A 1065-nucleotide genomic window follows, 5' to 3' on the forward strand; every position below is an offset into this window, starting at 1 on the left:
TTCAACCCCTCACTTTCTTCAGCCAACCTGAGAAAGCCCCATAATTGTTGAGAACTTCGTTACGAGCTGCACCAGTAGCAGCACTAACATCTTTACCTGTAACTAGCGCAGATAAGCCTGCGGCAAATTCAGCAATAAAAGTAACTTTTCTCACTTGCTCTTTGGAGCCTATCCACTCAGCAGCTATTGGCGCTACTCTTGCGCTCACAGCTCCACCCAGAGCACCACTCCCACAATCATCGCCACCCGCTTCTGCTGCCACGCAACCTAAAGCAGCATGTGCAGCAATATTCTCCAATGAGCCTGAGTCAGTAACTCCACCGATAGCATTAGCGGCACTGGCAGCAGCTTGCTGGACAATCACCTGTTGCAGTGAATCCACCAGATTATCGCCCAGGCTGCCACCATTAACGGCCGTATCAATAGAGGCATTGACAGCTGACCGGTAAGCAATATTTTTGGCAATACTCCAGACATTATTGTTCGGGGCGATATCTCCTCTAAACAGGCCTGCTGTGGCCATTGCGGTTGCAATTTTCTTTACGGAATCACTAGAGCCCAGCTCCTGCATGACGGAACCGATGTCGCCTTTATTATTGATCAGACTAACGGAAGCCTGGCTGGCGATAGACATATAGGCTGCTTCCATCACAGTAGCGATTGTGAGTTCAGCTGCAGCAGAAGCTCCAGCAGTGACAGCTACACCAGCGGCTGTGGCTTCAGCCAGCGCTGCTGCATAAGGTCCAGCCACAAATGCTACAGCAATAGCAATCACCGCCGCCGCAGGCCCGGTCAGCCCCTCACTCTCATAATCCCACTGGTCATGAATCTCCTGCATCCGGTTCCAATCCACCCGTGGATCATTTTCCAGCTGGGTCATCCAGGCCAGTTCCGGATTTTGCGACAGCTGTTTAACACTTTCCTGCAGGGTTAAGCCTTCAATACCCTTGAAGTCCGCCTCAATGCGCTGGGCGGCAATGGTGAGCTCTGGGGTAATGATTTCGGTGTGTACAACGGTTTCATCGGTGCGGCCTTCACCGCTCGACTTCTGCCAGACTGTCCCGG

At 52.2% G+C, this 1065-nt stretch carries 1 protein-coding gene; it reads right to left on the reverse strand.

The window, feature by feature from the left end; all coding sequences use genetic code 11:
• Position 1: 1 nt before the first annotated feature.
• On the reverse strand, positions 2-1065 hold a 1064-nt coding region (locus QMA35_RS21775; protein ID WP_281649229.1), incomplete at its 5' end, for a DUF637 domain-containing protein.

The sequence above is a fragment of the Parendozoicomonas sp. Alg238-R29 genome (genome assembly GCF_947331445.1).
Lineage (GTDB): Bacteria > Pseudomonadota > Gammaproteobacteria > Pseudomonadales > Endozoicomonadaceae > Sansalvadorimonas.